The organism is Burkholderia sp. BCC1644 (assembly GCF_902833225.1).
In the GTDB taxonomy this organism is placed as follows: Bacteria; Pseudomonadota; Gammaproteobacteria; order Burkholderiales; family Burkholderiaceae; genus Burkholderia.
In genome coordinates this window covers 273,391-300,089 of sequence record NZ_CADFEI010000006.1, presented here as the reverse complement: position 1 = coordinate 300,089, position 26,699 = coordinate 273,391, and the positions used below count along the sequence as shown (strand labels likewise).

Below are 26,699 nucleotides of genomic sequence, written 5' to 3'. Positions count from 1 at the left end.
CGTGCGACGACTTTTAACATGACCGGACGCCGCGGGCAATCGCGGTTTCGCCGGACCCGGCGCGGCGTGGTGCGGCGCCGGGCCGGCGCCTGACGCATTGCATCGGCCGCGCATCGGCGTGCGCGGCGCGCAAGGAGGAAACGGAATGTTATTCAAACGGATCGCGATCATCGGCTCGTTTGCGTTGACCACGCTGACGTCGGCCGTGGCTGCCGCCGACGGCGGCGCGCCCGAGGGCCGGCTGCGCAGCGCGGCCGACCGCGGCGACGCGGGTGAGGTGCGTACGCTGCTCGAGCGCGGCGCGCGGATCGATTCGCGCGACGGGCAGGGCCGTACCGCGCTGTTGATCGCGACGCACGGCAATCACGTCGAGGCGGCGCACGTGCTGATCGACGCGGGTGCGGACGTCAACGCAAAGGATGCGATCCAGGATAGTCCGTACCTGTATGCCGGCGCGCGCGGCTATCTCGACATCCTGCGGATGACGCTCGCGCACGGCGCCGATCTGCGCAGCACGAACCGGTATCGCGGCACCGCGCTGATTCCGGCGGCCGAACGCGGCCATGTCGATACGGTGTGCACGCTGATCGACGCGGGCGTGAACGTCGATCACGTGAACCGGCTCGGCTGGACCGCGCTGCTGGAGGCGATCATGCTCGGCGACGGCAGCGAGCGCTACGTGCGGATCGTCCAGTTGCTCGTCGACGGGCACGCGAACGTCAATCTGGCCGATTCGAACGGTGTGACGCCGCTGCAGCATGCGCGGCAGCGCGGGTATGGCGCGATCGAGCGGGTGCTGGTGGCGGCGGGGGCGCGGTAGGGTTTAGCGGCGGCGCGATTTTGGTTCGGGCGTGCCGCCAGGAAGTTTCCGCAGGAATGCTTCGGCCAGTTCGACGCAATAGTCGAAGGACGGCGTGTAGCCGAGTGTCTGGATGTCGTCGAAACGCGGTTGTACGAAGGCGCGATGCTCGTTGAGCAGGCGCAGAAACGTGTCGCGATGCCGAACGAGGAACGCACCGGCCTCCATCAGGCTTTCCGGCTCGCGCTCGATGATCAGGCACAGATCGAACAGGTCCCGCGCGGTCGGACGATCACCACGATGCCACATCTTCTTGGCGACGATTTCCGCGGAAGTCTCGACCTTGACGATGCGATCCATCAGCATCCATTCGTCGTAGCCGGGAGACGTCAGATTCCGGGAGACCACAAAGTCGATTTCGCCGTCGGGCAGTACCAGCTTCACGAACCCGGCGTGTTCCTCATAGTTCGTCGTGACGTCGGATGCGGCGTCGCTGATGCGGGGATTCACGTATCCAAGATATTGCGGATCGGGTACGAAGATGTCGACGTCTTTGCTGACGCGATGGCCATGGCGCAGCATGAGAACGGTGCCCCCGCCAAACGTCCAGAACGGATTCGACGTGCCATGCTTCCGTATCTCTTCGATCAGTGTCAGTGCGTGGCGAAACAGACCTCGCCATGGGCCGTCGGGCAACGTAGATGGTGCGGTCATGCCCACACCTCCCTATACAGATGAAGGTCCTTCGACCAAGCGGCAAGATTTTTCCAGATGGCCCGAAGCGGGGTGCCCGAGCGCTCGGCGGCTTCCTCGGCCGCCTTCACCACGACGGGGAGCGGCACCTCGTCGAGGATGACGGAAAACTGCGATTCGTAGCCTTCCGGAATATGTCCGCTGATCAACGCGTCGGCCAGCAAGCGTTCGGTCAATTCGCCCTTGTAGCTCACGTTCGCGCTCACGACGGCCTTGTAGAGACCGTTTTGCGGCTGCCGCGGGAGTGCCAGGAGTTCGATACCGAGCACGCCGAGCAACGGGATCAGCTTGTTGATGCCGAGATCCTTGACCTTGCCGGCCTCGAGCTGATTGACGGTGAGGCGAGACAACCCGGCGAGCTTTGCGAGTTGTGCCTGCGTGAGGTCGAGTTCGGCACGCCGTTTCGCGACGGCCTGACCGATTTCATAGAGTTGCATGGCGACCTCCCGACGAGGATTCAGTGCTTCATGATGTAAGGTATATCTTACATCTCGAAGCGAGCGTTCGTCGCTGAAAAATGCCGTAGCGGTATAGGGCGCAATGCCTGTCGGGTCGAATGAACATCGGTCGGCGCATCGCCGCGGTCACCGGTATAGACATCCACAATTCGCGAACATCCGGAAAAACACGCTCTACGGCGGCCCTGCGTCTCGCAGGGTAAACACCCGGATCACCCGCTGAAAGGCCGTCAATCAAGCGTCACCCCATCTTCTCGGCCCCCATCTCCCCCCAATCCGCCGCGCCTCCTCGTTCCCCCGCTTGCGCTCGAAAATTGAGCGGTCTAGACTGCATCGCAGCTTCATCGAAGTCCCGTCTTTCGCGCACCGTGCCGGCGTCCCGGCGCGGCGCCTCCACCGGACGCCGGCGTCGCCCGCCGCGTCGAGACTTTCAAGGACACGCCATGAACCGCACTGCAAAGCTCCTCGTTACCGCGCTGGCGTTCGCGCCGCTCGTGTCGTTCGCACAGGACGCGTCGACGATCCGCTGGGGTATCGACCCCACGTATCCGCCGTTCGAGGCGAAGCAGCCCGACGGCTCGCTCGCCGGCTTCGACATCGACCTGCGCAATGCGATCTGCGAGCAGCTCCATGCGAAGTGCGTGTGGGTCGAGCAGGGCTTCGACGGGATGATCCCGGCGCTGCGCGCGCGCAAGTTCGACGTGATCATGTCCGCGATGACGGCTACCGACGAGCGGCTCAAGCAGATCGACTTCTCGAACAAGCTGTATGCGTCGCCCGGCGCGCTCGTCGCGCCGGCCGGCTCGAAGCTGCTGCCGACCGCCGCGTCGCTCGCGGGCAAGCGCATCGGGATCGACCAGGGTACGACGCAGGAGGCCTACGCGAAGGCCGAATGGGCGACCAAGGGCGTGACGATCGTCTCGTACCAGAACCAGGACCAGGTGTACCAGGATCTCGTCAACGGTCGCCTCGACGCAACCTTCCAGGACAAGACGCAGGCCGGCTACTCGTTCCTGAAGACGCCGCGCGGCAAGGGTTACGCGTTCGCGGGCCCCGACGTGACCGACGTGCGCATCACCGGCTACGGCGTCGCGATGGGCGTGCGCAAGGGCGACGACGCGATGAAGAAGCGGCTGAACGACGCGATCGTCGCGATCCGCGCGAACGGCACGTACCAGAAGATCGCCGCGAAATACTTCGACTTCGACATCTACGGCACGAAGCAGCAGCTGACGTCGGCGCCGTGACTCCATGACTCATTCCATCGACAGGCACACCATGACGAGCATCCACGACCGCGTCGCGCAAGCCGTGACGCCCGAACTGATCGCCGCGTTTCGCGAGGAAGGCGCGGTCTGCATCAAGGGCATCTTTTCGCCCGACGAAGTGGCCGCGCTGCGCGCCGGCATCGACGCGAATCTCGCCCAGCCGAGCGAGCGCGCGAAAGTGGCGAGCCGGCCCGACGATCCCGGCTGGTTCTTCGAGGATTTCTGCAACTGGCAGCACAACGACGCGTATCGCGACTTCATCGTGCGCTCGCCGGCGCCGTCGGTCGCCGCCGCGCTGATGGGGACCGAGAACGTGCGGCTGCATCACGACCACCTGCTCGTGAAGGAGCCCGGCACGCGGCAGCGCACGCCATGGCACCAGGACCAGCCGTACTACAACATCGAAGGCGACGACAACGTCAGCATGTGGATTCCGGTCGATCCGGTGCCGCTCGAATCGACGCTGGAATTCGTGGCGGGCTCGCATCGCGGGCCGTGGCTGATGCCGCGCACGTTCATGGACAAGGAGGCGAAGTGGTTCCCGGAAGGCAGCCTGGCGGACCTGCCCGACATCGAAGCCGACCGCGCGGCGTTCCCGATTCGCCACTGGGCGCTCGAGCCCGGCGACATGGTGTGCTTCCGGATGCTCACGCTGCACGCATCGGGCGGCACGCAGAACCGCCGGCGCGCGTTCTCGATCCGCTTCGTCGGCGACGATATCCGTCACGCGCCGCGCCGCTGGAAGACGTCGCCCGAGTTCCCCGGGCTCGCGGAACAGCTGGCCGATGGCGCGGCGCTCGACCACCCGCTGTTTCCGGTCGTGTGGTCGCGTGGCGCGGGGCAGGTTGGCGCGATCTGAGCCGTGCAGTCACGAACCCGGCGGGCGTTTCATCGCGAAACGGCCGCCGTGTGCTTGTTGCGGGTGACAAAGGTCAGGTCGGGTGGCGCCCGGCGCCCGGCTTGAAGCGCGAGCCGAGCCGGTAGCGGTTGCCCGGATGCAGGAAATGCACGAACGTGACGGGCAGCCCGTCCGTCCAGGTGCGGCGCGTGAGCGTGAGGCACGGCTCGTCGGCGCGCATGTCGAGCAGCCGCGCCTGCTCGACGGTCGGCAGCGACGCGTCGACCACGTGCTCGATTTCCAGTTCGTAGTGCGACACGTTGTTGTACAGGTATTCGGACGGCGGTTCGGTCTGGAAATCCTGGTCGATGAAGCCGGGTGCGGCGGCCGGGTTCACGTAGCGGTCCTCGAGCTGGATCGGGCGGCCGTTTTCCTCGTGCACGCACACCACATGAAAGACCGGCGTATTGACCGGCAGCCCGAACGCGGCCGCGACGTCGAACGACGCGGGTTCGCTCGACCGGCTCATTACGCGGCAGCGATATTCGTGCCCGCGTGCGCGGATTTCATCGCGGATATGCGCAATCATCAGCAGGTTCGATTGCGGCTTCACCTCGGCGACGAAGGTGCCGACGCCCGCGATGCGCTTCAGCACGCCTTCCTCGGTCAGCTCGCGCAGCGCGCGGTTGACCGTCATGCGCGCGACGCCGAACTGCGCGGCGAGATCGAGTTCCGACGGAATGCGGTCGCCCGGGCGCCAGTCGCCGGATTCGACGTTCTGGCGAACGAGCGTCTTGATCTGCTGGAACGGTGCGGTGGCCTTGGTGACCATCGGGGGTCCTTGCGCGAAGAAGTGACGAGGCTAGTCGTCGTGACTGACGATGACCAGGATCTCCGCCTGCGCGGTGCCGAGGCTGCGCGTGCGGTGCGGGATGAGTGCGTTGAAATAGACTGAATCGCCGGTCTTGAGTTGCACTGTCTCGTTCGGAAATTCGATTTCGACGCGCCCCTTGTGCACGAACAGGAATTCCTCGCCTTCGTGCTCACGGAACGTCGACGCGACGAACTCGTGCGGCGGGTGCACGACGAACGGCAGCATCTTCTTCGGCGCGACGCCGGCCGCGATGCTTTCGAAGCGGTGCGCGTGGCGGTCGGCCGACGCACCCATCGCCGTGCGCTCGCCGGCGCGCGTGACCGTGATCAGCTCGCGGTTGTGGCTTTCCGAGAACAGTTGCTCGACGTCGACGCTCAGCGCCTTCGACAGCTTCAGCGCGACCGCGATCGACGGCACGCTCAGGCCGCGCTCGACCTTCGACAGGTAGCTCTTGGTGAGGCCCGTCTCGTCGGCCAGCACATCGAGCGTCCAGCCCTTCTGTTTTCTGAGCAGCTTCAGGCGAATCGTCATGGGGCGCCAGGTGTCCTTCGAAAAACCGATTGTAACGCATGACACAAAGTGTCCTATGGTGTATTGTGTGTCTCGTGATGCCGGGGAAACGACCGTGGACGGCGCGGCGAACCCGATCCAGTCAGGAGGCGAACATGGCGGAAACGCTGAATTTGACGAAGGAAGCGCTGGTCGCGCTGGCCGAGCGGCGGCTTGAAAACGAGGTGGGCGACAGCGGCTGGTCCGCGCGGCAGAAGCTCGCGCTCACGTGCCGGATCCTGTTCGATGCCGGTCACGACTCGGGCCTGGCCGGGCAGATCACCTGCCGCGCGGGCGACGCCGGCACGTATTACACGCAGCGGCTCGGGCTCGGGTTCGACGAGATCTCGGCCGCGAACCTGCTGCGAGTGAACGAGGATCTCGACGTCGTCGATGGCGAAGGCATACCGAATCCGGCCAACCGGTTCCATACGTGGATCTATCGCGAGCGCCCGGACGTGAACTGCATCATCCACACGCATCCGGCGCATGTCGCGGCGCTGTCGATGCTCGAACAGCCGCTCGTCGTGTCGCACATGGACACCTGCCCGCTGTACGACGATTGCGCGTTCCTGAAGGACTGGCCGGGCGTGCCGGTCGGCAACGAGGAGGGCGAGATCATTTCGAAGGCGCTCGGCAGCAAACGCGCGATCCTGCTGTCGCATCATGGCCAGCTGGTGGTCGGCAAGACGATCGAGGAGGCCTGCATGCTCGCGCTGCTGATCGAGCGGGCCGCGAAGCTGCAACTGCTCGCGATGTCCGCCGGCGAGATCAAGCCGGTGCCGCCGGCACTGGCGCGCGAAGCGCACGACTGGATTTCGAAGCCGAAGCGCGACGCGGTGACGTTCGACTATTACGCGCGCCGCGCGCTGCGTACGCATCAGGACTGCGTCGCATGAATGCGTGCGTCATTTCAATCTCGTCAGTCAATCATTGAGGAATACACATCGTGTCCATCCTGCTGCAAGGCATCATTGCCTACCCGGTCACGCCGTTCTCCGCCGACGGCGGCGTCGACCTGAAAGCGCTCGATGCGCTGATCGAGCGGCTCATCGCCGATGGCGTCCACGCGATCGCCCCGCTGGGCAGTACGGGCGAGAGCGCGTACCTGTCCGACGCCGAATGGGAGGCGGTCGCCATCGCGTCGATTCGCGCGGTGCGCCGCCGCGTGCCGACCGTCGTCGGGATTTCCGATCTCACCACGGCAGGCGCGGTGCGCCGCGCGCGCATGGCCGAGCAGGCAGGCGCCGATGCGGTGATGGTGCTGCCGGTGTCGTACTGGAAGCTCGGCAACGACGAGATCGTCGCGCACTATCGCGCGATCGGCGATGCGATCGGTATCCCGATCATGCTGTACAACAACCCGGCGACCAGCGGTGTCGACATGTCGCCCGACCTGATCGCGACGATCTGCCGGACCGTCGACAACGTGACGATGGTCAAGGAGAGCACCGGCGACATCGGCCGGATGCATCGGCTCGCGCAGTTGAGCGACGGGACGATCCCGTTCTACAACGGCAGCAACCCGATGGCGCTCGCCGCGCTGGCCGCGGGTGCGGCCGGATGGTGCACGGCCGCGCCGAACCTGAATGCCGCGTTGCCGCTCGCGCTGGTCGACGCGATGCGATCGGGCGACCTGACGCGCGCCAGGTCGGTATTTCACGCGCAGTTGCCGTTGCTGCAATTCATCGTCAACGGCGGGTTGCCGGTGACCGTGAAGGCCGGGCTGCGGCTGCGCGGCTTCGACGCCGGCGAGCCGAGGAGGCCGCTGCTGCCGCTGGGTGACGCACGCACGCGCGAACTCGAACGCCTGCTCGCGGCACTGCCGGACGGCGTAGCGGCATGAGCGGTCACGCACGGCCGGCGATCGCGGCCGCCATCGGCGCGGTGCGGGTCGGCACGAGCCGGCCGCTGGCCGGCACACCGCATGCGAGCGCGATCGACAAGCAGCCGGTCGATGCGCGTCTGTGGCTGGGTACGCTCGGTTTTCCCGGCGACGAGCAGGCCGATGCGCGGCATCACGGCGGCCCTGACAAGGCCGTTCACCACTATGCCCACGACCACTATGCGTGGTGGTCGGCGCAGATCGGCGCGCGCGACGTGCTCGCGCAGCCGGGCGCATTCGGCGAGAACCTGTCGACGCACGGCGTGACCGAGCGCGATGTCTGTCTCGGCGACGTGTTCACGCTAGGCCTTGCGGTGCTTCAGGTGACGCAGTCGCGGCAGCCGTGCTGGAAGCTCAACGCACGCTTCGATCATCCGCGAATGGCCGCGCTCGTGCAGCAGAGCGGCCGGACCGGCTGGTATTACCGTGTGCTGCAGGAAGGCTGGGTAGAGGCGGGCGATGTGCTGACGCTGCATGAGCGCCCGTATCCACAATGGCCGCTGTCGGCGGTGCTCGATGTCCTGTACCGGCGCACGCTCGACATGGCCGCGCTCGATGCGCTGTGCGACGTGCCGCTGCTGCCGCCCGGCTGGCGCAAGATGCTTGAAAAGCGCCGGACGGAGCGGCAGGTCGAAGACTGGACGAAGCGGCTCGAAGGGTGACGGGCCGCGTTTGCAGCTTATCGGGCCGGCAGGTTCCGCACGTCGGCCGTCGGCTCGGCGCCGAACGCGTCGCTCAGCGCATAGCCGATCAGTTGCCGCGCGGCTGCCTCGGGCGTCGCGAGCGCGCCGCTCGACTTCAACTCGTCGAACTTCTCGCGCATCGGGAAGTTGTCTTCGCGGGTCGCGCGGATCGTCGCCTGCATGCCCGTGTCGACGACGCCCGGCGCGACGCTGCAGATCCGCAGCGCGCCGTTCGCGTCGAGCGCGACTGCGCGTGCATGGTGATCGAGCGCGGCCTTGGTCGCGCAGTAGATGCTCCAGCCCGCGTATGCGTTGCGGGCTGCGCCGCTCGACAGATGCAGGATCCGGCATTCGGTCGTGGCCGAAGCCGCTTGCGCGAGCGCCGCCGACAGCATCAGCGGTGCCGCGACGTTCAGGCCGACCGCACGCGCGACGATCGCCGGGTCCTGCGCGGCGAGCGGGCTGATCGGATCGACGATGCCCGCGTTGTTGAACAGCAGCACGAGCGACGCGCCGTCGACGAAGCGGCGCAGCGTGTCGCCGGCGAGCCAGGTTGCGACGGCCGCGGAATCGGACAGGTCGATCTCGACTTCGGAGAAGCGGTCGCCGGCTTGCGACGCGAGCGACGGATGACGGCTGCGCGACACGCCGAGCACGGCGACGCCCTCCAGCAGCAGTTGTTCGGCGAGCGACGCGCCGAGGCCGCGCGTGTGTCCGGTGACGATGGCGCGCACGTGCGCGGAAGAAGATGCAGTCATGGCGGTGAACCGGTGAAGAGGTGAACGGTGTTGACGAGCGGCGGGCATGCGTGGCGGCAGCACGCCAAGGGCGGGCGATGCGTGGAACCGGCGTGCGAAGACGGTCGCACGCGGCGCTACGGATATCGGAGTGAACGCATATCGTAGCGCCGGCGCGCGCATCGCGCAAACGCCGGGGGCGTGCGCGCATGCATCGCCGTGCGGCACCGTGCGCTATCGGGCCCGCCGACAGGTTGGACGAAAGCCGGCTGCGGCAAGTGCGCACGCCGGCGCGGCGAGCGGCGCGGGGCCACGCGTCGCGAGCTATCATATGGCTCGCCCGTGCGCGATGCCGGACGGGCCGCGATCGTTTCCCTTCACCTGCTGCACGCTGCGACGCCACTCATGAACACCACGCCGGATACGCCCACGCCACGCGCCCTTCGCGAACTCACGCCCCTCGAGGCCCGCATTCTCGGCGTGCTCGTCGAGAAACAGCACACGGTGCCGGATACCTACCCGCTATCGCTGAACGCGCTGACCGCGGGCTGCAACCAGAAAACCGCGCGTGCGCCGGTGATGAGCGTCAGCGAGGACGAAGTGACAACCGCGCTCGACGAGCTGAAGCGCCTGAGCCTCGTGATGGAGGGCAGCAGCAGCCGCGTGCCGCGTTTCGAGCACAACATGAACCGCGTGCTCGGCATCCCGAGCCAGGCGATCGCGCTGCTGACGATCCTGCTGCTGCGCGGCCCGCAAACGGCCGCCGAGCTGCGCCTGAACAGCGCACGCCTGCACGGCTTCGCGGATATCTCGTCGGTCGAGGCGTTCCTCGACGAACTCGCGGCGCGCGCGCAGGCGCTCGTCATCCGGTTGCCGCGTGCGCCGGGCGCGCGTGAGAACCGCTGGATGCACCTGATGTGCGGCGAGGTGAACGTGGCCGACTTCGCGAGCGCGGATGCCGGCGGTGCGGATTCGGTGCCGCCTTCCGAGTTCGAGGCGCTGAAGGCCGAGCAAAAGCGCCTCGCGGATGAAGTGGCGCGGCTGAGTGCGCTGGTTCAGCGGATGGCGAGCGAGCTGGGAATCGACGTCGACGCGCAAGGCGACGCGTCCTGAAGCAAATGAAGGCGGTGCTTGCGCACCGCCGCGTTACTTCAGCTTCACGCCCGGCACGAGATGACGTGCACCCTCCGATCTCACGATCGGCGCGTCGAGCAGCGGCCCGAGACAGGCTCCCGCCGCATAGCCGATCCCCGACACGGCGAATGACAGTTTCGCCGGGTACATCACCAGCGACACCCGGTTCGCTCGGACGCGTCGACATCCAGTGCGCGGCCGAACGAAGTCTTCTTGCCGGTGCGCGCGGAGGTGTAGACCATCGAATAGATCATCGCGCCCTGACTCATCATTTCGTAACGCCCGTTGATCCTGCCGTCGACCAGTTCGACCCAGGTCGTCGTGTACTGATGCGGGCGATCTTCCGCGAGCACTTCGTCCTCTTCATGTTCGATCACCAGAGGGAGCGCTGTTTTCGCGTTCGCGTACCGGACCATGCCTCCCGACCATTTGACTGCATCGTCGTAGTAGGTGCGCATCTCGAAGCGCACGGGTTTGTCGCCATCCGACTTGAAGCAAAACACTTCGGTGGACACCGTGGCGAGTGCCGGGAACGAGCTGCACAGCAGCAGTGCGGCGAGCGCTTTCTTCATGAGCGTGCGTGAACGATGAAGCGCCATTTCAACCAACGCTGATCCGCGAAGCACCCGCATCGACGAGCCGGAACAGCAGATCCTCGACGGCCGTCCCGGGTGCGGAACCGAGATCTGCATTGACGCGCCATCCGTGTTCCGTGCGAACCGGTTCCGACAGGTAGTGCACGATGCCGTGCAGGCCGTCTTCGGCCGGCTCGTTATCGTCGTCGGCATCGAACCACGCGAGGAACCACGCCTTGAACGCATCGACCGCCACGCTTTCGTCGAGACCGTCAGCCTCGATCGCGGCCCAGTCCCACACGAACGGGCGGATTGACACGGCCGCGGATTCGAGATCGAACTCGAACGGGTCGAAATCCAGCTGCGTGGTCGAATCGATCATCACGGGCTGGCCGGCCGCTTCACCTTCGGCCGTGATGGTGTCGGCGCGACACGGCAGCGCGAGCGGCCCTTCGGTGGCGAGCGCGCCGTCGGCCTGTCGGTAGGCCGGCTCGACGATCGCCGACGGTTGCGTGGCCGCTTTCGCGAGCAGGTCGGCGTAGGGTTGGCGGATGGCGCGGAGCAGTTCGGATACGGTCATCGTGGCGTGTCGGTCGGGCAGGCAGGGAACGATCGGTTGCAGGCAGGCGGTGCACGGTGTGTCCGGCGTCGCACGACGGGCCGCTTCGTTACCGGACAGACGTGATCGTACGGTACTTCGGCGACACGCGAACAGTCGGCCGAACGGCCGGTGCGTTCGCATCGATCGGCCAGGGTTTTAGACGTTTACCTTCAAACAATCGAAAACGCCCATCGAACGTGTTCGCATTGTGCTTCAATTAATCCGGTTTGTACTCCTACTAAAATTACGAATTCAGAACAGGCCGGATCATTTACTCACAGGAGACAGTCGATGGCATGGAAACGGTTTTGATGCGGCAAGCACGATGGTCTGCAATACCGCCGAACTTCCTTCGATGAAAGCAGGTTATCCCAGGGGCCCCCACCCATGTTCTCCAGACGACTCATGACTGTCGCGGCCGCCGTGTGCGCCGCGCTGGCCATTGCCGCACCGTCGGCCGGCGCCGCTGCGCCGACCGTGTCCGATCCGTTCTACACGTACACCGGCGCCACGCCGCTGGCATCGATTCCACCGGGCACGGTGCTGAAGACGCGCAACGTCACCTATCACGTGGCCGGCATTCCGACCGCCGTGACCGCGCAGCAGTTGCTGTACCGCACCAACAACGCGCAGAACCAGCCCGTCGTCAACGTGACGTCGGTGATCCGCAGCCAGGTCAGCAACGGCCAGGCCATTTCGTACCAGTCGGCCTACGATTCGCTGAACCCGTACGACGAGCCGTCGCAGGTGATCGCCGGCGACCGCGACGTGACCAAGGTCATCAACGTCGGCACGCTGCTCTACAGTGCGGAGTCGATCCCGCTGTCGACGCTGCTGCTGCTCGGCTACAACATCATCGTGCCCGATACCGAAGGCCAGACGGCGGACTTCGCGGCCGGCCCCGAATACGGGATGACGACGCTGGATTCGATCCGCGCGGCGCTCAATACGCCGTCGACCGGCCTGAATCCGTCGAGCAAGGTCGCGATGATCGGCTATTCGGGCGGCGCAATCGCGACGAACTGGGCCGCGCAGCTCGCGCCGAGCTATGCGCCCGACATCAACAAGCAGCTCGTCGGCGCGGCGGAAGGCGGCGTGCTGGTCGATCCCGCGCACAACCTGCGCTATGTCGACGGCAGCATCGTGTGGGGCGGCGTTGCGGCGGCCGCGCTGGCCGGGCTGTCGCGCGGCTATGCGTTCGACCTGACGCCGTATCTCAGCGATACGGGCGTCGCCGTGTTCAAGGACATCCAGAACCAGTCGCTCGCGTACATCCTGCCGAAGTACACGGGGCTGCACTGGAGCACGCTGTTCAAGCCGCAATACGCGAACGACATCAACAGCATCCCGGCGTACGTGACGTATGCGAACAAGGTGAATGCGGGGCTGGCCGCGTCGCCGACGATCCCGATGTTCATCGGCCAGGGCACGGCAGGCGCGCTCGACGGCACCTTCAGCAGCCAGGTAGGCGACGGCGTGATGCTCGCGTACGACGTGCGCGCGCTGGCGCAGAAGTTCTGCGCCAGCGGCACGCCGGTCACGTACACCGAGTATCCGCTGGAGCATGCGGGCGCGATCGTGCCGTGGGTGGCCGGGATGCTGCCCTGGCTCTACGACCGCTTCAACGGGAAAACCGCGCCGAGCAATTGCTGGCTGACCTCGCTGCTGCCGAGCAATTCGCTGGCGCCCGAGACGCTGCACTAGACGCGACGGCGTACGACTCGACGAATGGCCGGGCGACCCGTTTGCGGTCGCCCTTTTTTTCGACGTCTCGACGCTCGTCGCGCGGCGGCGGTTGCCACGCGCCCGCGTTCCGCCGCCGTCACCCTCTGCCGCCTTCTCCGGGTGCCATAATCGAGGCTGCCCATCATTTGAGACGTCCCCCCGGAGAATCACCATGCAGAACCTCGACAATCCTTCCCATGATCGCGAGGTAGGCAGCGCCGACGCGACGCAGGACACCACGCGCATCGACGACGTCCGCATCGGCGCCGTGCGCCCGCTGATTTCGCCGGCGCTGCTGCTGGACGAGCTGCCGGTGCCGGCTGGCACGCAGACGCTCGTCGAGGATACGCGCCGCGCGATCGGCGACATCCTGCACGGCCGCGACGACCGGCTGCTGCTCGTCGTCGGCCCGTGCTCGATCCACGATCACGACCAGGCGCTCGACTACGCGCGCCGCCTGAAGGTCGCCGCCGACGCGCTGAAGGACGACCTGCTGATTACGATGCGCGTCTACTTCGAGAAACCGCGCACGACGGTCGGCTGGAAGGGCTACATCAACGATCCGCGTCTCGACGGCAGCTTCCGCATCAACGAAGGGCTGCGCGCCGCGCGGCAGCTGCTGCTCGACATCAACGCGCTCGGCCTGCCGGCGTCGACCGAATTCCTCGACCTGCTGAGCCCGCAGTACATCGCCGACCTGATCGCGTGGGGCGCGATCGGCGCGCGCACGACCGAGAGCCAGAGCCATCGCCAGCTCGCGTCGGGCCTGAGCTGCCCGATCGGCTTCAAGAACGGCACGGACGGCGGCGTGCAGGTCGCGTCGGACGCGATCGTCGCGGCCGCTGCGAGCCATGCGTTCATGGGGATGACGAAGATGGGGATGGCCGCGATCTTCGAGACGCGCGGCAACGACGACGCGCACGTGATCCTGCGCGGCGGCAAGACGGGCCCGAACTACGACGCCGAGCATGTCGAGGCGTGCTGCGCGGTGCTGCGCAAGGCCGGGTTGCGCGAGCAGGTGATGGTCGACTGCTCGCATGCGAACTCGAACAAGTCGCACGACCGGCAGGTCGACGTCGCGCAGGATCTCGCACGGCAACTGTCGCAGGGCGAGCAGCGGATCGTCGGCGTGATGGTCGAGAGTCATCTCGAGGCCGGGCGGCAGGATTTGAAGCCGGGCGTGCCGCTGAAGTACGGCGTGTCGATCACGGATGCGTGTTTGAGCTGGACGCAGACGGAACCGGTGCTCGATGTGCTGGCGGAGGCCGTGCGGCAACGGCGCGCGCAGTCGCGCGGCGCGTGACGCGGGCTGCGTCATCGCGTCCGATGCAGCGTTGCACGAGTGGCGCTAACATGGGCCGGTGCGCAGCGTCGCGCACGGCGGCGGCGAGGCCGGCCGCCGATACCGACAACAATTCACCGGAGTGCATAACAGCATGGCTTTCTACAAGACCCTCATCGCAGCAACCGTCCTCGCTTCGAGCGTCAGCGCACACGCGCAGATCGCGGGTGCGCAGCCGATCAGCGTGACCGTCGAGCAATCGCAGGCGCTGCTCGAAGGCTGGAGCGTGAAGAAGAGCGTGCTCGGCAAGACCGTGTACAACGACGACAACCAGAAGGTCGGCACCGTGCGCGACCTGATCGTCGCACCGGACGGCTCGGTGTCGGCCGCGATCGTGTCGGCCGGCGGCTTCCTCGGCGTGGCCGCGCATGACGTCGCGGTGCCGATCGCGTCGCTCGACGTGCGCAAGGGCAACATCTACCTGCCGGGCGCGACGAAGGAAGCGCTGAAGGCGACGCCGGCGTTCCAGTACGCGAAGGTGCCGTCGCCGCCGAAGCCGAAGAATCTCGACGACAAGCACTGATCGTCGATTCGATGCATCGCAGCCCGGCGCGCGTTGCGCCGGGGCTGGCGACCGCCGTCCGTCGGTTGCCATGCGAGCCGGCATTCACGGCGTGGTGATCCGCAACACGCCGTGAATGCCGCGCATTCCGCCGATCAGGTCGCCGGATTCTCTCCGTCTACCCACACCCCGTCGAAACCGAACGCGACCGGCCCGCTCAGGAACACGCTGCCGGTACCGTCCCATCGAACGGTGACGTCGCCGCCGTCGCAGGTCACCCGTACCGTATCGTCGAGCAGCCCGCGCCGGATGCCGTTGACGACCGCACCGCACGAACACGATCCCGAACCGAGCGGCACGCCGCCGCCGCGTTCCCAGATGCGCAGGCGAATATGCGTGCGATCGACGACCTGCACGAAATGCACGTTGGTTTTCTGCGGAAACAGCGGATGCGTTTCGATGGCCGGGCCGAGCGCCGCGACATCGATCGTGCGGAGATCGTCGACGAAGAACGTGCAATGCGGATTGCCCATGTTGCAGGCGGCCGGCGCGCCGGGCAGCGGCAGTGCGAGGGTGTCGAGTGCTTCGGCGACCGGCACGTCCCGCCAGCCGGTGAGCGGCGTGCCCATCTCGACGGTGATCAGGCCGTTCGCCTCCGTCGAACACACGAGATACCCGCGGCGGGTCCGCAGCACGAGCGACGCCATGCCGGTTTCCCGCATCAGTTGCCACGCGACGCCGCGCGTCGCGCTGCCGCAGGTGTCGAGCGGCGAGCCGTCGGCGTTCCAGAACGCGACGCGGGCGGCCGCGTCCTCGCAGTCCGACACGACCGCGAGCTGGTTGAAGCCGATGCCGTTGTGCCGGTCGCCCATGCGCCGTACGAGGTCGCGGTCGATCGTGTGCACGCGATCCTGATCCTGGCTGCGTACGTCGACGATGACGAAGTCGTCGCCATTCGCGTTCATCTTCTGAAATCGGATCGGCATGGCGGTTCCGGAATCGGGGCAGGCGAACCACTGTACGTGGCTTGCCGGGGCGGATCAATCGGCGCGGGACGGGGCCGGCGCATCGCTTGGGGCTCACCCCGATTCCGAAGCGAACCGTAAGGCATGTAATATAAATGAAAGATTCGGTTCGAATCTGTCCGCAGCCGGGTATCCCGTGGGCGCTTGCGCAGCGGTTCCGGCCCACCGCCACGCGTCCCCGGTCATCAACAGAAACGCCTCATGGAACAACTCGTCGATTCGATCAACGGTGTCATCTGGAGCCCCGCGCTCATCTTTCTCTGCCTTGCCGCGGGCCTGTACTTCTCGCTGCGCACGCGCTTCGCGCAGGTCCGCCACTTCATCGAGATGCTGCGCCTGATGCGCGGCAGCAAGGCATCGGCGGAGGGCGTGTCGTCGTTCCAGGCACTGGCGCTGTCGCTGTCGGGGCGCGTCGGCACGGGCAACATCGCGGGTGTCGCGACGGCCATCACGTTCGGCGGTCCCGGCGCGATGTTCTGGATGTGGCTGGTCGCGTTCCTCGGCGCGAGCACCGCGTTCGTCGAATCGACGCTGTCGCAGATCTATAAGGTACGGCGCGAAGGCCAGTATCGCGGCGGTCCCGCGTATTACATCGAGAAGGGGCTCGGCATCCGCTGGTACGCGGTGGCGTTCGCGATCGCCACCGTGCTCGCGTGCGGGCTGCTGCTGCCCGGCGTGCAGGCGAACGGGATCTCGTCCGCGATCGAGAACTCCTTCGGCATCGCAAAGCCCGTGACCGGCGCGGTGCTCGTGCTGCTGCTCGGCCTCATCATCTTCGGTGGCGTGAAGCGGATCGCGCGCGTCGCGGAAATCGTCGTGCCGTTCATGGCGCTCGGTTACATCCTAATCGCGTGCGTCGTGATCGCGCTCGACATCGAGCGCCTGCCCGGCGTCGTCAGGCTGGTGTTCGAAAGCGCGTTCGGCTTCGAGGCCGGTTTCGGCGCGGTGCTCGGCATGGCGATCCAGTGGGGCGTGAAGCGCGGTGTGTATTCGAACGAAGCGGGGCAGGGCACGGGCCCGCACGCGTCGGCGGCCGCCGAAGTGAAACACCCGGCACAGCAGGGGCTCGTGCAGGCGTTCTCTGTCTATGTCGATACGCTGTTCGTCTGTTCGGCGACGGGTTTCATGATCCTGATCACCGGCGCCTACAACGTGGTCGCGCCGAACGGCCGCGCGCTGTTCTCGGGCGCGGCCGGCATCGAGGCCGGCCCCGGCTATACGCAGATGGCCGTCGAATCGGTACTGCCCGGATTCGGCGCGGCGTTCGTCGCGATGGCGCTGTTCTTCTTCGCGTTCACGACCATCCTCGCGTACTACTACATCGCGGAAACCAACGTCGCGTACCTGAGCCGCGCGCGCAGCAGCGCCGCCGGCACGTTCGTGCTGCGCGCGGTGATCCTGCTCGCGACGCTGTACGGCGCGGTGAAGAGCGCGAGCGTCGTGTGGGCGCTGGGCGACATCGGCGTCGGGCTGATGGCGTGGCTGAACATCGTCGCGATCCTGTTGCTGCAGAAGCCGGCACTCAAGGCGCTGCGCGACTACGAGGCGCAGAAGCGCGCGGGACGCGAGCCGTCGTTCGATCCGGCCGCGCTCGGCATCGAGAATGCGACGTTCTGGGAGAAGCGGGTGGCGGCAAATGGCGAGCCGGACGGTCGAACCGCGTCGGTGGTGACCGCGGAACGGCAATCGTAGCGCTTGCACGGCGCGGCCGCGGGGCCGCCTGATCACGCATAAGCTCGTCGACAGGACCGAACTACAAGGAGCGCTGCCGACCACAGCATGCGAGTTTGGCTGATTGGGCGCGTCGCCTGCTACTTCTTGGTTTGAGTGAACGTGCTGCCGTTGTAGCGGTACTCGCGCGTCACGTGCGCAGTCTGGTCAATGAAACTCCAGTTGATCTTGAACCCGAGCGGATCGTCAAGCCACTCGATTGCAAGCCACGGTGATCGATTGTTCACGTAGGTATCGAGCGACACGGTGTGTAGGCAGCTTTGCACGGGCATTGAGTACCTCGAAACCGCGGCATTCCCATTGATCTGGATTGCGTACAGTGTGCTTTCCTCCCCTGCCCCACAATAACCCATCGGATTGTTGCTCGACGATTGACTCACGACAACCAGCACGAACTCCTTTCCGTCGACAACTTTTGAGTTTGCCGATGGAAATCCAATGCTCGACGCGGAGGTGACGGCCCGACGAAGTGCGGTCGGCAACTGCAACTTGATCGTGCGGTGATGGGCAGCGTCCACCTCAACCAGCCGCTTTCCATCTTCATCCTGCCGCAACTCGCGTCCATTCGACAACCGAACTGAGGTAGGTGCCTCTTCATCCGCGAACGCATTCACTGCACCGGCGAGAGCGACAGAAATGACGCAACATTTAATTACCGAAGATATGATCGACATAGCAGATTCCGGAATACATCCATCGATGGTCTTTGCCCTGACCGCCCTTCATTTTCTTGTACTCGTCCTTGTCACGGTCGTGTAGCTCCGCTTCAGTTTTCCCCACGTTCGTCGGATCTTTCATGTCCCAACCGATATTACCCGTCTGCGTGTCGCACTGCACGTCTCGACGTTCAAGCGTCTGCGTTTTCGTGTTCGCCTTGTAGTAGCTCCCGCCATTCCAGCGAGTGAACGTCTCGCGCCTCAATTGCTCTTCCGTGTAGGGCACCCCGTCGAAGCTGGCAATTGCAGCCTGTTGCTTCAACTGCCTCAGCGCAACCCCGGCCTTGATGTTCTCCTTCCAGCTCCAGACTTGTTCATACGTGGGCGCGGGATTCGTCATTTGGGTCATCCCGAAACCCTTGTCGCCCGCGACAACGGGTTCATTGCCGGCATTGATGAAGTTCTTGAAGCGACTTTCTTGCTCGAGAATCAGGTCGATAGGGGATGATGGATTTCGATATTTCTGAGAGTCCCACTCTGAGAAATCGGCTGCGGATAAACGTGCAGACGAGTAGTCACTCGAAGGATGGCGAGAATCTCTCGCATGCAAACTCCATTGAGGCAAACAACCGACGAGCGGGACAGCGCTTCGTGAAGTGCACGCGAGAGGTCAACCGTTCTCAGCGCTTTGACATACTCGCCCTGCTCGCGAACAACGTAGTGATTGAGCTCCAATCCGATCGCACCGAGTCTTTCGCAGACTTGGATGCAGGTCGTCGATTTGTCCGCCAGCGGACATCGATCAAAGGTGACGAGCCTCGCTTGCACCTGCCGGATGGCTGTTTCGAGTGTGTCCAATGAATGCACCTCAATGCGCGGGTGGCTCATCTCGTTCGCTCGTCAGGACAAACTAATTTGACGTGGGTCCCGCTGTGGCACGCCTCGCCGGCGTCACTTCCGTCGCGGCCCTGCGTATGCGAGCGATCACGGGGACTTCTACATCTTTGACCGTTAGCGCAAAGTCGAATGCCTCTAGTCCGTCTCGCTTGAGAGTCGGAATCGGCTCCCACACCGGCTTCCAACCGAGCTTCGTCGTGCGCGCGATCAACTGCCGTTTCGTTAATCCCGGCACGCACTGCGCGATGAACAGTGACACCGGTTTCGGCACCGATTCCGGTGGAAAACCGCACCTGACTAGATGTGGTAGTGCGCCATTCATCCACCTCAAAATACGGATTCCCCTTTTCCTTTCTTTCGAACGGCGAAAGTGTGCCTACGTAATTCTACGTAGCTCCGCATACGTAGTTAACCGCTTGTAAGCCGCCCCCATCGCGCGGAATACTACGGCCCATTGTCGCGGCCTCTGCGAGACTGCGGCACGACGCATCGACGTCACGTGTGTGCGGCTCCTGCGCCGCACGCCATCAAAACCACATTGGAGACCAGGAGACGCCATGAATCGGGCTTCCAGTACCCTGCTCTGGATCGCGGTCGCGCTGCTCGGCGCGTTCTCGTTCGGAACGATCGCACTCGCACACGGCGAGCGCGTGAGTGCCCTCTGGATCGTGATCGCCGCAGTCTGCGTGTATCTGATCGCGTATCGCTTCTACAGCCGTTTCATCGCCAGCAAGGTCATGCAGCTCGACGGGCTGCGGATGACGCCGGCCGTCAAGTACAACGACGGCCTCGACTACGTGCCGACCAACAAGTACGTGCTGTTCGGCCATCACTTCGCCGCGATCGCCGGCGCGGGGCCGCTGGTCGGCCCGGTGCTCGCCGCGCAGATGGGCTACATGCCCGGCATGCTGTGGATCCTGGCCGGCGTCGTGTTCGCCGGTGCGGTGCAGGACTTCATCGTGCTGTTCATCTCGACGCGCCGCGACGGCCGCTCGCTCGGCGATCTCGTCAAGATGGAACTTGGCACGGTGCCCGGCGTGATCGCGCTGTTCGGCGCGTTCCTGATCATGGTGATCATCCTCGCGGTGCTCGCGCTGATCGTCGTGAAGGCGCTGACCAACTCGCCGTGGGGCACGTTCACCGTCGCCGCGACGATTCCGATCGCGCTGTTCATGGGCGTCTATACGCGCTACATCCGCCCGGGCCGCATCGGCGAAGTGTCGATCATCGGCTTCGTGCTGCTGATGGCGTCGATCGCGTTCGGCCAGCACGTGCACGATTCGCCGACGCTCGCCGCGTGGTTCACGTTCACGGGCACGCAGCTCACGTGGATCCTGATCGGCTACGGCTTCGTCGCATCGGTGCTGCCGGTGTGGCTGCTGCTCGCGCCGCGCGACTACCTGTCGACGTTCCTGAAGATCGGCACGATCCTCGGTCTCGCGATCGGCATCCTGGTCGTCGCACCGGAACTGAAGATGCCCGCGCTGACGAAGTTCGTCGACGGCACGGGCCCGGTGTGGTCGGGCGGCCTGTTCCCGTTCCTGTTCATCACGATCGCGTGCGGTGCCGTTTCGGGCTTCCACGCACTGATCTCGTCGGGCACGACGCCGAAGCTGATCGACAACGAAACCAACGCGCGCTTCATCGGTTACGGCGCGATGCTGATGGAGTCGTTCGTCGCGATCATGGCGCTCGTCGCCGCGAGCGTGATCGAGCCGGGCATCTACTTCGCGATGAACGCGCCGGCCGCCGTGCTCGGCACGACGCCTGAAGCCGTCGCGAACACCGTCACGCAATGGGGCTTCGTGCTGACGCCCGACATGCTGACGCAGACCGCGAAGGCCGTCGGCGAAACGACGATCATCGCGCGCGCGGGCGGCGCGCCGACGCTGGCCGTCGGCATGGCGCACATCCTGCACCAGGTGATCGGCGGCGAAGCGATGATGGCGTTCTGGTATCACTTCGCGATCCTGTTCGAGGCGCTGTTCATCCTGACGGCTGTCGACGCCGGTACGCGCGCGGGCCGCTTCATGCTGCAGGATCTGCTCGGTACGTTCCACCCGGCGCTCAAGCGCACCGAGTCGCTGCCCGCGAACCTCGTCGCCACCGCGCTGTGCGTGGCTGCGTGGGGTTACTTCCTGTACCAGGGCGTGGTCGATCCGCTCGGCGGCATCAACACGCTGTGGCCGCTGTTCGGCATCTCGAACCAGATGCTCGCCGCGATCGCGCTGGTGCTCGGCACCGTCGTGCTGTTCAAGATGAAGCGCGAGCGCTATGCGTGGGTGACGATCGTGCCGACCGTGTGGCTGCTGATCTGCACGCTGACGGCCGGCTGGCAGAAGATCTTCGACGCGAACCCGAAGGTCAGCTTCCTCGCGCACGCCGCGAAGCTGCAGGCCGCGGTGGACGAAGGCAAGGTGCTGGCCCCGGCGAAGTCGATCGCGCAGATGCAGCGGATCATCTTCAACGACTACATCGATGCGGCGCTGGCCGGGCTGTTCATCTTCGTCGTCGTGGCGATCGCGGTGTACGGCGTGATCGCCGTGCTGCGCGCGCGTCGCGAGTCGAAGCCGACCGTGCGCGAGACGCCGTACGAAGCGATGCCGGCCGCGCAAGCGCTCGGCAGCGGACGCTGAGCGGAGGCCGCGATGTTCAGCGATCTTGGCAGCGACCTGCGCAGCGCGGGGCGTTACCTCGGGCAGGCGTTGCGGCTGATGGTCGGCCTGCCCGACTACGACACCTACGTCGCGCACATGCGCGAAACCCATCCGGACCGCGAGCCGATGACGTACGAGGAATTTTTCCGCGAACGCCAGAATGCGCGGTACGGGTCGGGAGCAGGGAAGTGTTGCTGAACCAGGCTGTTCAAGCCGTTCGGTAATCGAAAGGGAAGCGCCGCGATGGAGATCGCGGCGCTTTTTCTTTGGGGCCGCGGCGGCACGCATCGTGCGGCGGCCGCTTCGCCGTTTGCCCAGGCGCAGCACGGCGAAATCCGGCCGCCGGTATCATAGGGTTCTCTCTTTTCCCGATGGACCCGCAGGAGAACACGTCGTGCATGTCGGTGAGCGTTTCAACAGCATTTCCCACCTCGTCGGCGCGGTGCTGTCGGTGGCGGGCCTCGTGGCGCTCGTGACGATGGGCGCGCTCGAAGGCGATCCGTACAAGGTGGTGAGCTTCAGCGTGTACGGCGCGATGCTGTTCCTGCTCTACGCGATCTCGACGCTGTATCACAGCGTGCGCAACCCGCGCCTGAAGGCGATCCTGCAGAAATGCGACCATTCGGCGATCTACCTGCTGATCGCCGGCAGCTATACGCCGTTCACGCTGGTCACGTTGCGCGGCCCGTGGGGCTGGTCGCTGTTCGGCGTGAGCTGGGGGCTCGCCGTGTTCGGCATCGTGCAGGAGCTGACGCTCGGGCGCCGCACGCGCATGCTGTCGATGATCCTGTACGTGCTGATGGGCTGGCTCGCGCTCGTCGCCGTGCGTCCGCTGATCCACGCGCTGCCGCCGGTCGGCACCGCATGGCTCGTGGCGGGCGGCCTGATCTACAGCGCGGGGATCTACTTCTTCATCAACGACGAACGCATCCGCCACGGGCACGGCATCTGGCACCTTTTCGTGCTGGCCGGCAGCCTGTGCCAGTTCGTCAGTGTCGCGATGTATGTCGCGTGAACGGCGCGTCCGCCGCGCAATGCGCTAGCGGCGTGTGGCGGCCGCCTGCAGGTGCGCGGCCGATTCGCCGGTTGCCGGTGTCGACCGCGTCGTGATCCACCACGTTACCGCGGCGAGCGCCGACAGCGCGATCGCCAGGACCAGCGCCACCCGCATCGCAACCGGAAACGGCTGCAGCGTCGCGATGCACGCACCGAAGATCGCCACACCGAGCGCCGATCCGCTCTGCCGCGCCGCGTTCAGCGCTGCTGCCGCCACGCCGGCGCGGCGCCGGTCGACCGTTCCGAGCGCCGGCGACGTCGCGGCCGGCGAGATGAATCCCGATGCGAAGCCGATCGCGAGCATGGGCGCGACGGCGAGCCACGCGGGTGTCGTCGCCCCGATGGCCGTCATACCGAGCGCGCCGGCCGCATAAAGCCCGAACGCCGCGCACATCGTGCCGCGCGCGCCGAAGCGCGCCACCAGCCGCCCCGAACACAACCCGCCGAGTGCGACCATCGCGGTCATTGGCAGGAACGCAAGCCCCGTGTCGAGCGGGCTCGCGCCGCGAACCTGTCGATAGAACAGGCTGAGCACGAACAGCAGGCCGTAGAACACGAACGCCGACACCATCGACACGAACGTCGATCCCGCGAACAGCCGGTTGCGGAAAAACGCGAGCGGCAGCATCGGTTCGCGGCGCCGCGTTTCGATCGCGACGAACGCGATCCACGCGACGATGCTCGTCACGGCACCGCCGAAGATCGGCGCCGAGCGCCAGCCGAGTGACGGGCCTTCGATCAGCGTGCCGATCAGCGCCGCGATCGCGACGATGGCGGCTGCCTGTCCGCCCCAGTCGAACCGCCGCGACACGTCGGCGGCGCCGCGCGCGATCCTGCGGCCGAGCCAGATGCCGGCGAGCCCGAACGGCAGGTTCACGAAGAAGAGGCTGCGCCATCCGAACAGATCGATCAACAGCCCGCCAATCAGCGGGCCCGACGCCATCGCGATGCCGCCGCAGCCCATCCACAGGCTGATCGCCGATGCGCGCGCGGCCGGAGCGGGGAATGCCCGGTTGATCAGCGCGAGCGAGCAGGGCACCAGCATCGCGCTGCCGACGCCTTGCAACGCGCGGGCGGCGGCGAGTGCCGGGAGGGTCGGCGCGAGGCCGCACTGTGCCGACGCGGCGACGAATACCGCGAGCCCCGCGACATAGACGGTGCGGTCGCCGAGCCGGTCGCCGAGCGTGCCGCCCGTCAGCAGCAGGCTCGCGAACGCGAGCGTGTAAGCGTTCACTATCCATTGCAGGCCGGCCACGCGGCTGCCGAACGTGTGCGCGATGTCGGTGAGCGCGACGTTGACGATCGACGCGTCGAGCAGCACGAGCGTGTAGCTCACGCAGGTCGCGGCGAGCACACGGCGGGCCGCGGCCTGGTTCGGTGCGGCGGCCGTCATGCGCGGTTCGGCGCCGGCGCGGCGGCCCGCAGCGCGAGAAAGCCGACCCATCCCCAATACACGCGATGATGGACGATCAGCCCGTCGCGGAGATCCATCACCTCGACGAGATCGACCTGATCGCCTTCCGGCGTTTCGCGCGGATATTCCCACGTGAGCTGGCGGCCGTTCGAGAAGAACAGCCCGGTGCGGTACCAGCGCCCGAGCCTGTTGCCCGGATTGCGCAGGCCGGCCGTGAAGAACGCGCCGATCGCGGCCTTGCCGTGCAGTACGCCCGAGCCGTGCGCGGGCAGCGTGACGACGACGAGCGGTGTTTCGAGCACCGCGTCGTCGGTATACAGCGCCATCAGCGCATCGAGGTCGCGCGCGACGACGGCTGCGTGCCAGTCTTCATGGATGCGCCGGGCGTCGGCGTCGGTTTCTGCGGGTGTCATGGCGGGCGTCCGGAAGCGTCGTTGGCGGAAACCCACTGTATGGGCGCACCGCCGCGAGACGTTTCACGTCAACCCGAAACGTGGATGAAGCCTTGGGATGGCTGCACCGTGGACCGTGCTTACCCCGCCAGCGCGTCGAGATTCAGCCCATACGATTTTCCGATCCACACCGCGCAATCGCGGTGATCGCGCAGATCGTCGCCCGTATTCGGATGCAGGAAGATATCGAGCGCACCGTGGTTCAGCACGAGCCACGGCACGATCTCGTCGAAGCGCGCGGCATCGAACGCGATCTGGTACGACCAGGCCGGATGCGGACCGACGAGGCGCTCGTGAAAGCGGCCGAGCTCGATGACGGCGCCGAACCGCTCGTCGACGACCTGGCGAAACGCCCAGGCCGCGTCGCGGCTGGCCGCATCGAAATAGACGTGCGCGTGCCAACTGTCGATGGCGGTGGTGTCGAGGGCAGCCATGGAAGGACTCGATGAAAAAGGGAATGCATGAGAGGCCGTGCGAAACGATGCGAATGGCCGATGCGTGATTATCGCGCGTCCTGGCCGGGCACGTCGTGTCGCAATCCGGCAATTCGGCGCCGATGACTTGTCCTGTATCAGGGCACCGCTGATCCGACGAATTGGTTTCTGCGGTATCCGCGTGCGCGATATCACGCCGGAACCCTTGCCGGCAGGGGCGCAGACGGGGATCGCACCGGCAACACGTCATTTCGGAAATTGAAAAAGCGCGATGTGCGCCGCTTCCGGTCGCGCGTATAAACGCGATCAGGTCGTTGAATGAAATAAAGAAATTCCCGTTCGAAGCGATTCGCGAATGACGCGCTCGCATGCCGGCTTGCGAAGCTGAAAATATCAATTGCGGAATCGGCTATTCAAGTGGCATGCGGCACGACATACGATGATTTCAACGCATCGACGATCACGATCGATGCGGGGACAACCATCTGGAGGCCACTATGCGATCCCTCGTTCCCGTTGCTGTTTTTTCCTGCGCACTCGTTGCGCTGCCTGCCGTCAGCTTTGCGCAGTCTGCCGGCCCGGACTGGTCGTCGAATGCCGCGCAGTCGACCTGGTCGGCGGCGCGTGCCGAAACCAATGCGCAACTGATGCAGATGACGCGTGTCGGCTATCGCGCGACGACGGCCGGCAACCAGGACTATCCGCTTGCGATGCAGCGAGCGCTCGACCGTGTCCACAATCCGGTGCCTGACCGGTCGCGCGAGGAGCGCGCCGCGATGGAAGCGCGCGCCGCTCGCGACGCGCAGAGCGGCCATCCGGTGAAGGCGTTCTTCGTGAAGACCGCGTACTACCTGAAGGGCGAGAACACGTTCTGATGCAGGAGACGAGCATGGCATGCCCGAACCGATTGGCCGGCGACGTGCGCGCGTTGGCGCTGCGCCGGCTGCCGGACGCGCGAGCGGCGTCGCCACGCAGCGAAGCGCCCGCAAGCGGGCGCGAATCATGAAGGCCGCCCGGAAACACCGTCGCCACGTGCCGCTGACGCGCGAGTGGCTACTGCCGCTGCCCCCCGCGCATGCACGCGACATCTCGCTGAAATGCCACATGGCGCTCGTCGCGCTGCGTGGCGAGCACGGCAACGAAGCGCTGCTGATGCGGTTGCGCACGAGCGTCTACCTGGTGTTCCTCGCGCTCGACGATACGCGGTATGCCGAAGCGGACATCGACCTGTGCGTCCACGCGGAGCGCGCGCTCGAAGCCAGTGCGGCGCGCGCGGCGCAAAGCGGCGCATGGACGCTGCACGATGACGAATGCGCGGTGCTCGAGCGTGTGCTTGCCGCGCACGACGCCTGCGTTGCGACGCTCACGCGGCATCGGCTGGCGGAGCTGTGGCGTCATGTCTGCACGTTCGCGTCATGCGGCCAGCCGGCGCTCGTCGCGAGCGCGGCGGAGAAGATGCGCGCACACATGATCGACCCGCTGGCCGCATAGCGCCGCACACCGGTTTTGCAGGGAAGGTGGAGGAGACAGGGCCGGCCGCACCGGCACGGTCGATGCAATCGCGCGGCTTCGACGATTGCGCGGCCGTCGCGGCGACAGGGTGACGGCAAAACGCAGGCCCAAAGCAAAAGCGCCACGGAGCGAATCCGTGGCG

General features: G+C 65.9%; 31 protein-coding genes. 16 read left to right on the top strand and 15 right to left on the bottom strand.

Annotated features, from left to right (window positions below):
• Positions 1-145: 145 nt before the first annotated feature.
• Positions 146-820: an ankyrin repeat domain-containing protein gene (locus HWX87_RS14615; protein WP_176047758.1), complete on the top strand. Its 675-nt coding sequence runs from the start codon at positions 146-148 to the stop codon at positions 818-820.
• A gap of 3 nt (positions 821-823) precedes the next feature.
• Here HWX87_RS14615 and HWX87_RS14610 read toward each other — a convergent pair whose 3' ends face one another.
• The gene (locus tag HWX87_RS14610) at positions 824-1,513 is read right to left on the bottom strand and encodes a nucleotidyl transferase AbiEii/AbiGii toxin family protein (RefSeq protein ID WP_176047757.1); all 690 of its coding nucleotides are present in this window, start codon (positions 1,511-1,513) and stop codon (positions 824-826) included.
• Positions 1,510-1,989: a helix-turn-helix domain-containing protein gene (locus tag HWX87_RS14605; protein ID WP_176047756.1), complete on the bottom strand. Its 480-nt coding sequence runs from the start codon at positions 1,987-1,989 to the stop codon at positions 1,510-1,512. The genes HWX87_RS14610 and HWX87_RS14605 overlap by 4 nt, the downstream gene beginning before the upstream one ends.
• A gap of 464 nt (positions 1,990-2,453) precedes the next feature.
• On the opposite strand from HWX87_RS14605, the gene HWX87_RS14600 reads away from it, so the two are divergent.
• Both HWX87_RS14600 and HWX87_RS14595 read left to right on the top strand, forming a co-directional pair.
• Positions 2,454-3,257, top strand: a complete 804-nt coding sequence (locus HWX87_RS14600) for an ABC transporter substrate-binding protein (RefSeq protein WP_176047755.1) — start codon at positions 2,454-2,456, stop codon at positions 3,255-3,257.
• A 31-nt stretch (positions 3,258-3,288) separates the two neighbouring features.
• Complete coding sequence (locus HWX87_RS14595; RefSeq protein ID WP_176047754.1) at positions 3,289-4,137, top strand: phytanoyl-CoA dioxygenase family protein; 849 nt, start codon at positions 3,289-3,291, stop codon at positions 4,135-4,137.
• Between the two features lie 73 nt (positions 4,138-4,210).
• Here HWX87_RS14595 and hutC read toward each other — a convergent pair whose 3' ends face one another.
• Together hutC and HWX87_RS14585 are read right to left on the bottom strand one after the other, a co-directional pair.
• Entirely contained in the window at positions 4,211-4,948 is a 738-nt protein-coding gene (gene hutC / locus HWX87_RS14590) for a histidine utilization repressor (RefSeq protein ID WP_176047753.1), read from the bottom strand.
• A gap of 30 nt (positions 4,949-4,978) precedes the next feature.
• On the bottom strand, positions 4,979-5,521 hold the full coding sequence (locus HWX87_RS14585; protein ID WP_176047752.1) for an XRE family transcriptional regulator: 543 nt from the start codon (positions 5,519-5,521) through the stop codon (positions 4,979-4,981).
• Positions 5,522-5,655: 134 nt separating this feature from the next.
• On the opposite strand from HWX87_RS14585, the gene HWX87_RS14580 reads away from it, so the two are divergent.
• From HWX87_RS14580 to HWX87_RS14570, 3 genes are read left to right on the top strand one after another with little or no spacing between them, the layout of a single operon-like run.
• Positions 5,656-6,438, top strand: coding sequence for an aldolase (locus tag HWX87_RS14580; protein ID WP_176047751.1), 783 nt, complete (start codon positions 5,656-5,658; stop codon positions 6,436-6,438).
• A 50-nt stretch (positions 6,439-6,488) separates the two neighbouring features.
• Positions 6,489-7,385 (top strand): dihydrodipicolinate synthase family protein, encoded by an 897-nt coding sequence (locus tag HWX87_RS14575; protein ID WP_176047750.1) that lies wholly within the window; start codon positions 6,489-6,491, stop codon positions 7,383-7,385.
• Entirely contained in the window at positions 7,382-8,086 is a 705-nt protein-coding gene (locus HWX87_RS14570) for an MOSC domain-containing protein (protein WP_176047749.1), read from the top strand. Before HWX87_RS14575 ends, HWX87_RS14570 begins: the two co-directional genes overlap by 4 nt.
• A gap of 17 nt (positions 8,087-8,103) precedes the next feature.
• Here the strand turns inward: HWX87_RS14570 and HWX87_RS14565 are convergent, their stop codons facing one another.
• Positions 8,104-8,865, bottom strand: a complete 762-nt coding sequence (locus tag HWX87_RS14565) for an SDR family oxidoreductase (RefSeq protein WP_176047748.1) — start codon at positions 8,863-8,865, stop codon at positions 8,104-8,106.
• Between the two features lie 384 nt (positions 8,866-9,249).
• Here HWX87_RS14565 and HWX87_RS14560 point away from each other — a divergent pair, with 384 nt between their 5' ends.
• The gene (locus HWX87_RS14560; protein WP_176047747.1) at positions 9,250-9,957 is read left to right on the top strand and encodes a YceH family protein; all 708 of its coding nucleotides are present in this window, start codon (positions 9,250-9,252) and stop codon (positions 9,955-9,957) included.
• 33 nt (positions 9,958-9,990) lie between these two features.
• Here HWX87_RS14560 and HWX87_RS14555 read toward each other — a convergent pair whose 3' ends face one another.
• Genes HWX87_RS14555 through HWX87_RS14545 form a run of 3 tightly spaced genes read right to left on the bottom strand, consistent with a single transcriptional unit; the run spans position 9,991 to position 11,133 of the window.
• The gene (locus HWX87_RS14555) at positions 9,991-10,140 is read right to left on the bottom strand and encodes a hypothetical protein (protein WP_176047511.1); all 150 of its coding nucleotides are present in this window, start codon (positions 10,138-10,140) and stop codon (positions 9,991-9,993) included.
• Complete coding sequence (locus tag HWX87_RS14550; RefSeq protein ID WP_176047866.1) at positions 10,128-10,550, bottom strand: hypothetical protein; 423 nt, start codon at positions 10,548-10,550, stop codon at positions 10,128-10,130. Before HWX87_RS14550 ends, HWX87_RS14555 begins: the two co-directional genes overlap by 13 nt.
• Before the next feature lie 28 nt (positions 10,551-10,578).
• On the bottom strand, positions 10,579-11,133 hold the full coding sequence (locus tag HWX87_RS14545; RefSeq protein WP_176047746.1) for a hypothetical protein: 555 nt from the start codon (positions 11,131-11,133) through the stop codon (positions 10,579-10,581).
• A gap of 426 nt (positions 11,134-11,559) precedes the next feature.
• Between HWX87_RS14545 and HWX87_RS14540 the strand changes: the two genes are divergently transcribed.
• The 3 genes from HWX87_RS14540 (at position 11,560) to HWX87_RS14530 (ending at position 14,744) form a co-directional block, all read left to right on the top strand.
• Positions 11,560-12,858, top strand: a complete 1,299-nt coding sequence (locus tag HWX87_RS14540) for a lipase family protein (RefSeq protein WP_176047745.1) — start codon at positions 11,560-11,562, stop codon at positions 12,856-12,858.
• Between the two features lie 193 nt (positions 12,859-13,051).
• Complete coding sequence (locus HWX87_RS14535; RefSeq protein ID WP_244137672.1) at positions 13,052-14,182, top strand: 3-deoxy-7-phosphoheptulonate synthase; 1,131 nt, start codon at positions 13,052-13,054, stop codon at positions 14,180-14,182.
• A gap of 133 nt (positions 14,183-14,315) precedes the next feature.
• Complete coding sequence (locus HWX87_RS14530; RefSeq protein WP_176047744.1) at positions 14,316-14,744, top strand: PRC-barrel domain-containing protein; 429 nt, start codon at positions 14,316-14,318, stop codon at positions 14,742-14,744.
• A gap of 134 nt (positions 14,745-14,878) precedes the next feature.
• Here HWX87_RS14530 and dapF read toward each other — a convergent pair whose 3' ends face one another.
• The gene (dapF, locus tag HWX87_RS14525; protein ID WP_176047743.1) at positions 14,879-15,709 is read right to left on the bottom strand and encodes a diaminopimelate epimerase; all 831 of its coding nucleotides are present in this window, start codon (positions 15,707-15,709) and stop codon (positions 14,879-14,881) included.
• Positions 15,710-15,949: 240 nt separating this feature from the next.
• On the opposite strand from dapF, the gene HWX87_RS14520 reads away from it, so the two are divergent.
• Positions 15,950-17,440, top strand: a complete 1,491-nt coding sequence (locus HWX87_RS14520) for an alanine/glycine:cation symporter family protein (protein ID WP_176047742.1) — start codon at positions 15,950-15,952, stop codon at positions 17,438-17,440.
• A gap of 119 nt (positions 17,441-17,559) precedes the next feature.
• Here HWX87_RS14520 and HWX87_RS14515 read toward each other — a convergent pair whose 3' ends face one another.
• The 3 genes from HWX87_RS14515 to HWX87_RS14505 form a co-directional block, all read right to left on the bottom strand.
• A complete protein-coding gene (locus tag HWX87_RS14515) occupies positions 17,560-18,153 on the bottom strand; it encodes a hypothetical protein (protein ID WP_176047741.1) in 594 nt (197 codons plus the stop codon).
• Complete coding sequence (locus HWX87_RS14510) at positions 18,128-18,535, bottom strand: hypothetical protein (protein WP_176047740.1); 408 nt, start codon at positions 18,533-18,535, stop codon at positions 18,128-18,130. The genes HWX87_RS14515 and HWX87_RS14510 overlap by 26 nt, the downstream gene beginning before the upstream one ends.
• Positions 18,536-18,624: 89 nt before the next feature.
• Positions 18,625-19,023: a hypothetical protein gene (locus HWX87_RS14505; RefSeq protein ID WP_176047739.1), complete on the bottom strand. Its 399-nt coding sequence runs from the start codon at positions 19,021-19,023 to the stop codon at positions 18,625-18,627.
• A gap of 566 nt (positions 19,024-19,589) precedes the next feature.
• On the opposite strand from HWX87_RS14505, the gene HWX87_RS14500 reads away from it, so the two are divergent.
• The 3 genes from HWX87_RS14500 to HWX87_RS14490 all read left to right on the top strand — a co-directional run bounded on the left by HWX87_RS14500 (position 19,590) and on the right by HWX87_RS14490 (position 22,704).
• Positions 19,590-21,668 (top strand): carbon starvation CstA family protein, encoded by a 2,079-nt coding sequence (locus HWX87_RS14500; RefSeq protein WP_122948294.1) that lies wholly within the window; start codon positions 19,590-19,592, stop codon positions 21,666-21,668.
• A 12-nt stretch (positions 21,669-21,680) separates the two neighbouring features.
• Entirely contained in the window at positions 21,681-21,887 is a 207-nt protein-coding gene (locus tag HWX87_RS14495; RefSeq protein ID WP_006480280.1) for a YbdD/YjiX family protein, read from the top strand.
• A gap of 196 nt (positions 21,888-22,083) precedes the next feature.
• Entirely contained in the window at positions 22,084-22,704 is a 621-nt protein-coding gene (locus HWX87_RS14490; protein ID WP_176047738.1) for a hemolysin III family protein, read from the top strand.
• 24 nt (positions 22,705-22,728) lie between these two features.
• Here HWX87_RS14490 and HWX87_RS14485 read toward each other — a convergent pair whose 3' ends face one another.
• From HWX87_RS14485 to HWX87_RS14475, 3 genes are all read right to left on the bottom strand, one after another.
• Positions 22,729-24,138, bottom strand: a complete 1,410-nt coding sequence (locus tag HWX87_RS14485; protein WP_176047737.1) for an MFS transporter — start codon at positions 24,136-24,138, stop codon at positions 22,729-22,731.
• Positions 24,135-24,572 carry a nuclear transport factor 2 family protein gene (locus HWX87_RS14480; RefSeq protein WP_176047736.1) on the bottom strand — a complete coding sequence of 146 codons (438 nt, stop codon included), beginning with the start codon at positions 24,570-24,572 and terminating at the stop codon, positions 24,135-24,137. Before HWX87_RS14480 ends, HWX87_RS14485 begins: the two co-directional genes overlap by 4 nt.
• Before the next feature lie 119 nt (positions 24,573-24,691).
• Positions 24,692-25,045 carry a DOPA 4,5-dioxygenase family protein gene (locus tag HWX87_RS14475; protein WP_176047735.1) on the bottom strand — a complete coding sequence of 118 codons (354 nt, stop codon included), beginning with the start codon at positions 25,043-25,045 and terminating at the stop codon, positions 24,692-24,694.
• Between the two features lie 497 nt (positions 25,046-25,542).
• Between HWX87_RS14475 and HWX87_RS14470 the strand changes: the two genes are divergently transcribed.
• Together HWX87_RS14470 and HWX87_RS14465 are read left to right on the top strand one after the other, a co-directional pair.
• A complete protein-coding gene (locus tag HWX87_RS14470) occupies positions 25,543-25,920 on the top strand; it encodes a hypothetical protein (protein ID WP_176047734.1) in 378 nt (125 codons plus the stop codon).
• Positions 25,921-26,047: 127 nt separating this feature from the next.
• Positions 26,048-26,536: a hypothetical protein gene (locus HWX87_RS14465; RefSeq protein WP_176047733.1), complete on the top strand. Its 489-nt coding sequence runs from the start codon at positions 26,048-26,050 to the stop codon at positions 26,534-26,536.
• Positions 26,537-26,699: the final 163 nt, after the last annotated feature.

Bases quoted from the DNA above. Each gene is read 5' to 3' on its own strand.
- HWX87_RS14485 (WP_176047737.1), bottom strand. From the start codon at position 24,138: ATGACGGCCGCCGCACCGAACCAGGCCGCGGCCCGCCGTGTGCTCGCC.
- HWX87_RS14495 (WP_006480280.1), top strand. From the start codon at position 21,681: ATGTTCAGCGATCTTGGCAGCGACCTGCGCAGCGCGGGGCGTTACCTC.
- HWX87_RS14475 (WP_176047735.1), bottom strand. From the start codon at position 25,045: ATGGCTGCCCTCGACACCACCGCCATCGACAGTTGGCACGCGCACGTC.
- HWX87_RS14515 (WP_176047741.1), bottom strand. From the start codon at position 18,153: ATGTCGATCATATCTTCGGTAATTAAATGTTGCGTCATTTCTGTCGCT.
- HWX87_RS14545 (WP_176047746.1), bottom strand. From the start codon at position 11,133: ATGACCGTATCCGAACTGCTCCGCGCCATCCGCCAACCCTACGCCGAC.
- HWX87_RS14595 (WP_176047754.1), top strand. From the start codon at position 3,289: ATGACGAGCATCCACGACCGCGTCGCGCAAGCCGTGACGCCCGAACTG.
- HWX87_RS14570 (WP_176047749.1), top strand. From the start codon at position 7,382: ATGAGCGGTCACGCACGGCCGGCGATCGCGGCCGCCATCGGCGCGGTG.
- HWX87_RS14600 (WP_176047755.1), top strand. From the start codon at position 2,454: ATGAACCGCACTGCAAAGCTCCTCGTTACCGCGCTGGCGTTCGCGCCG.
- HWX87_RS14615 (WP_176047758.1), top strand. From the start codon at position 146: ATGTTATTCAAACGGATCGCGATCATCGGCTCGTTTGCGTTGACCACG.
- HWX87_RS14500 (WP_122948294.1), top strand. From the start codon at position 19,590: ATGAATCGGGCTTCCAGTACCCTGCTCTGGATCGCGGTCGCGCTGCTC.
- HWX87_RS14530 (WP_176047744.1), top strand. From the start codon at position 14,316: ATGGCTTTCTACAAGACCCTCATCGCAGCAACCGTCCTCGCTTCGAGC.
- HWX87_RS14560 (WP_176047747.1), top strand. From the start codon at position 9,250: ATGAACACCACGCCGGATACGCCCACGCCACGCGCCCTTCGCGAACTC.
- HWX87_RS14585 (WP_176047752.1), bottom strand. From the start codon at position 5,521: ATGACGATTCGCCTGAAGCTGCTCAGAAAACAGAAGGGCTGGACGCTC.
- HWX87_RS14510 (WP_176047740.1), bottom strand. From the start codon at position 18,535: ATGACGAATCCCGCGCCCACGTATGAACAAGTCTGGAGCTGGAAGGAG.
- HWX87_RS14580 (WP_176047751.1), top strand. From the start codon at position 5,656: ATGGCGGAAACGCTGAATTTGACGAAGGAAGCGCTGGTCGCGCTGGCC.
- dapF (WP_176047743.1), bottom strand. From the start codon at position 15,709: ATGCCGATCCGATTTCAGAAGATGAACGCGAATGGCGACGACTTCGTC.
- HWX87_RS14610 (WP_176047757.1), bottom strand. From the start codon at position 1,513: ATGACCGCACCATCTACGTTGCCCGACGGCCCATGGCGAGGTCTGTTT.
- HWX87_RS14535 (WP_244137672.1), top strand. From the start codon at position 13,052: ATGCAGAACCTCGACAATCCTTCCCATGATCGCGAGGTAGGCAGCGCC.
- HWX87_RS14605 (WP_176047756.1), bottom strand. From the start codon at position 1,989: ATGCAACTCTATGAAATCGGTCAGGCCGTCGCGAAACGGCGTGCCGAA.
- HWX87_RS14550 (WP_176047866.1), bottom strand. From the start codon at position 10,550: ATGAAGAAAGCGCTCGCCGCACTGCTGCTGTGCAGCTCGTTCCCGGCA.
- HWX87_RS14470 (WP_176047734.1), top strand. From the start codon at position 25,543: ATGCGATCCCTCGTTCCCGTTGCTGTTTTTTCCTGCGCACTCGTTGCG.
- HWX87_RS14565 (WP_176047748.1), bottom strand. From the start codon at position 8,865: ATGACTGCATCTTCTTCCGCGCACGTGCGCGCCATCGTCACCGGACAC.
- HWX87_RS14465 (WP_176047733.1), top strand. From the start codon at position 26,048: ATGAAGGCCGCCCGGAAACACCGTCGCCACGTGCCGCTGACGCGCGAG.
- HWX87_RS14540 (WP_176047745.1), top strand. From the start codon at position 11,560: ATGACTGTCGCGGCCGCCGTGTGCGCCGCGCTGGCCATTGCCGCACCG.
- HWX87_RS14520 (WP_176047742.1), top strand. From the start codon at position 15,950: ATGGAACAACTCGTCGATTCGATCAACGGTGTCATCTGGAGCCCCGCG.
- hutC (WP_176047753.1), bottom strand. From the start codon at position 4,948: ATGGTCACCAAGGCCACCGCACCGTTCCAGCAGATCAAGACGCTCGTT.
- HWX87_RS14480 (WP_176047736.1), bottom strand. From the start codon at position 24,572: ATGACACCCGCAGAAACCGACGCCGACGCCCGGCGCATCCATGAAGAC.
- HWX87_RS14505 (WP_176047739.1), bottom strand. From the start codon at position 19,023: ATGAGCCACCCGCGCATTGAGGTGCATTCATTGGACACACTCGAAACA.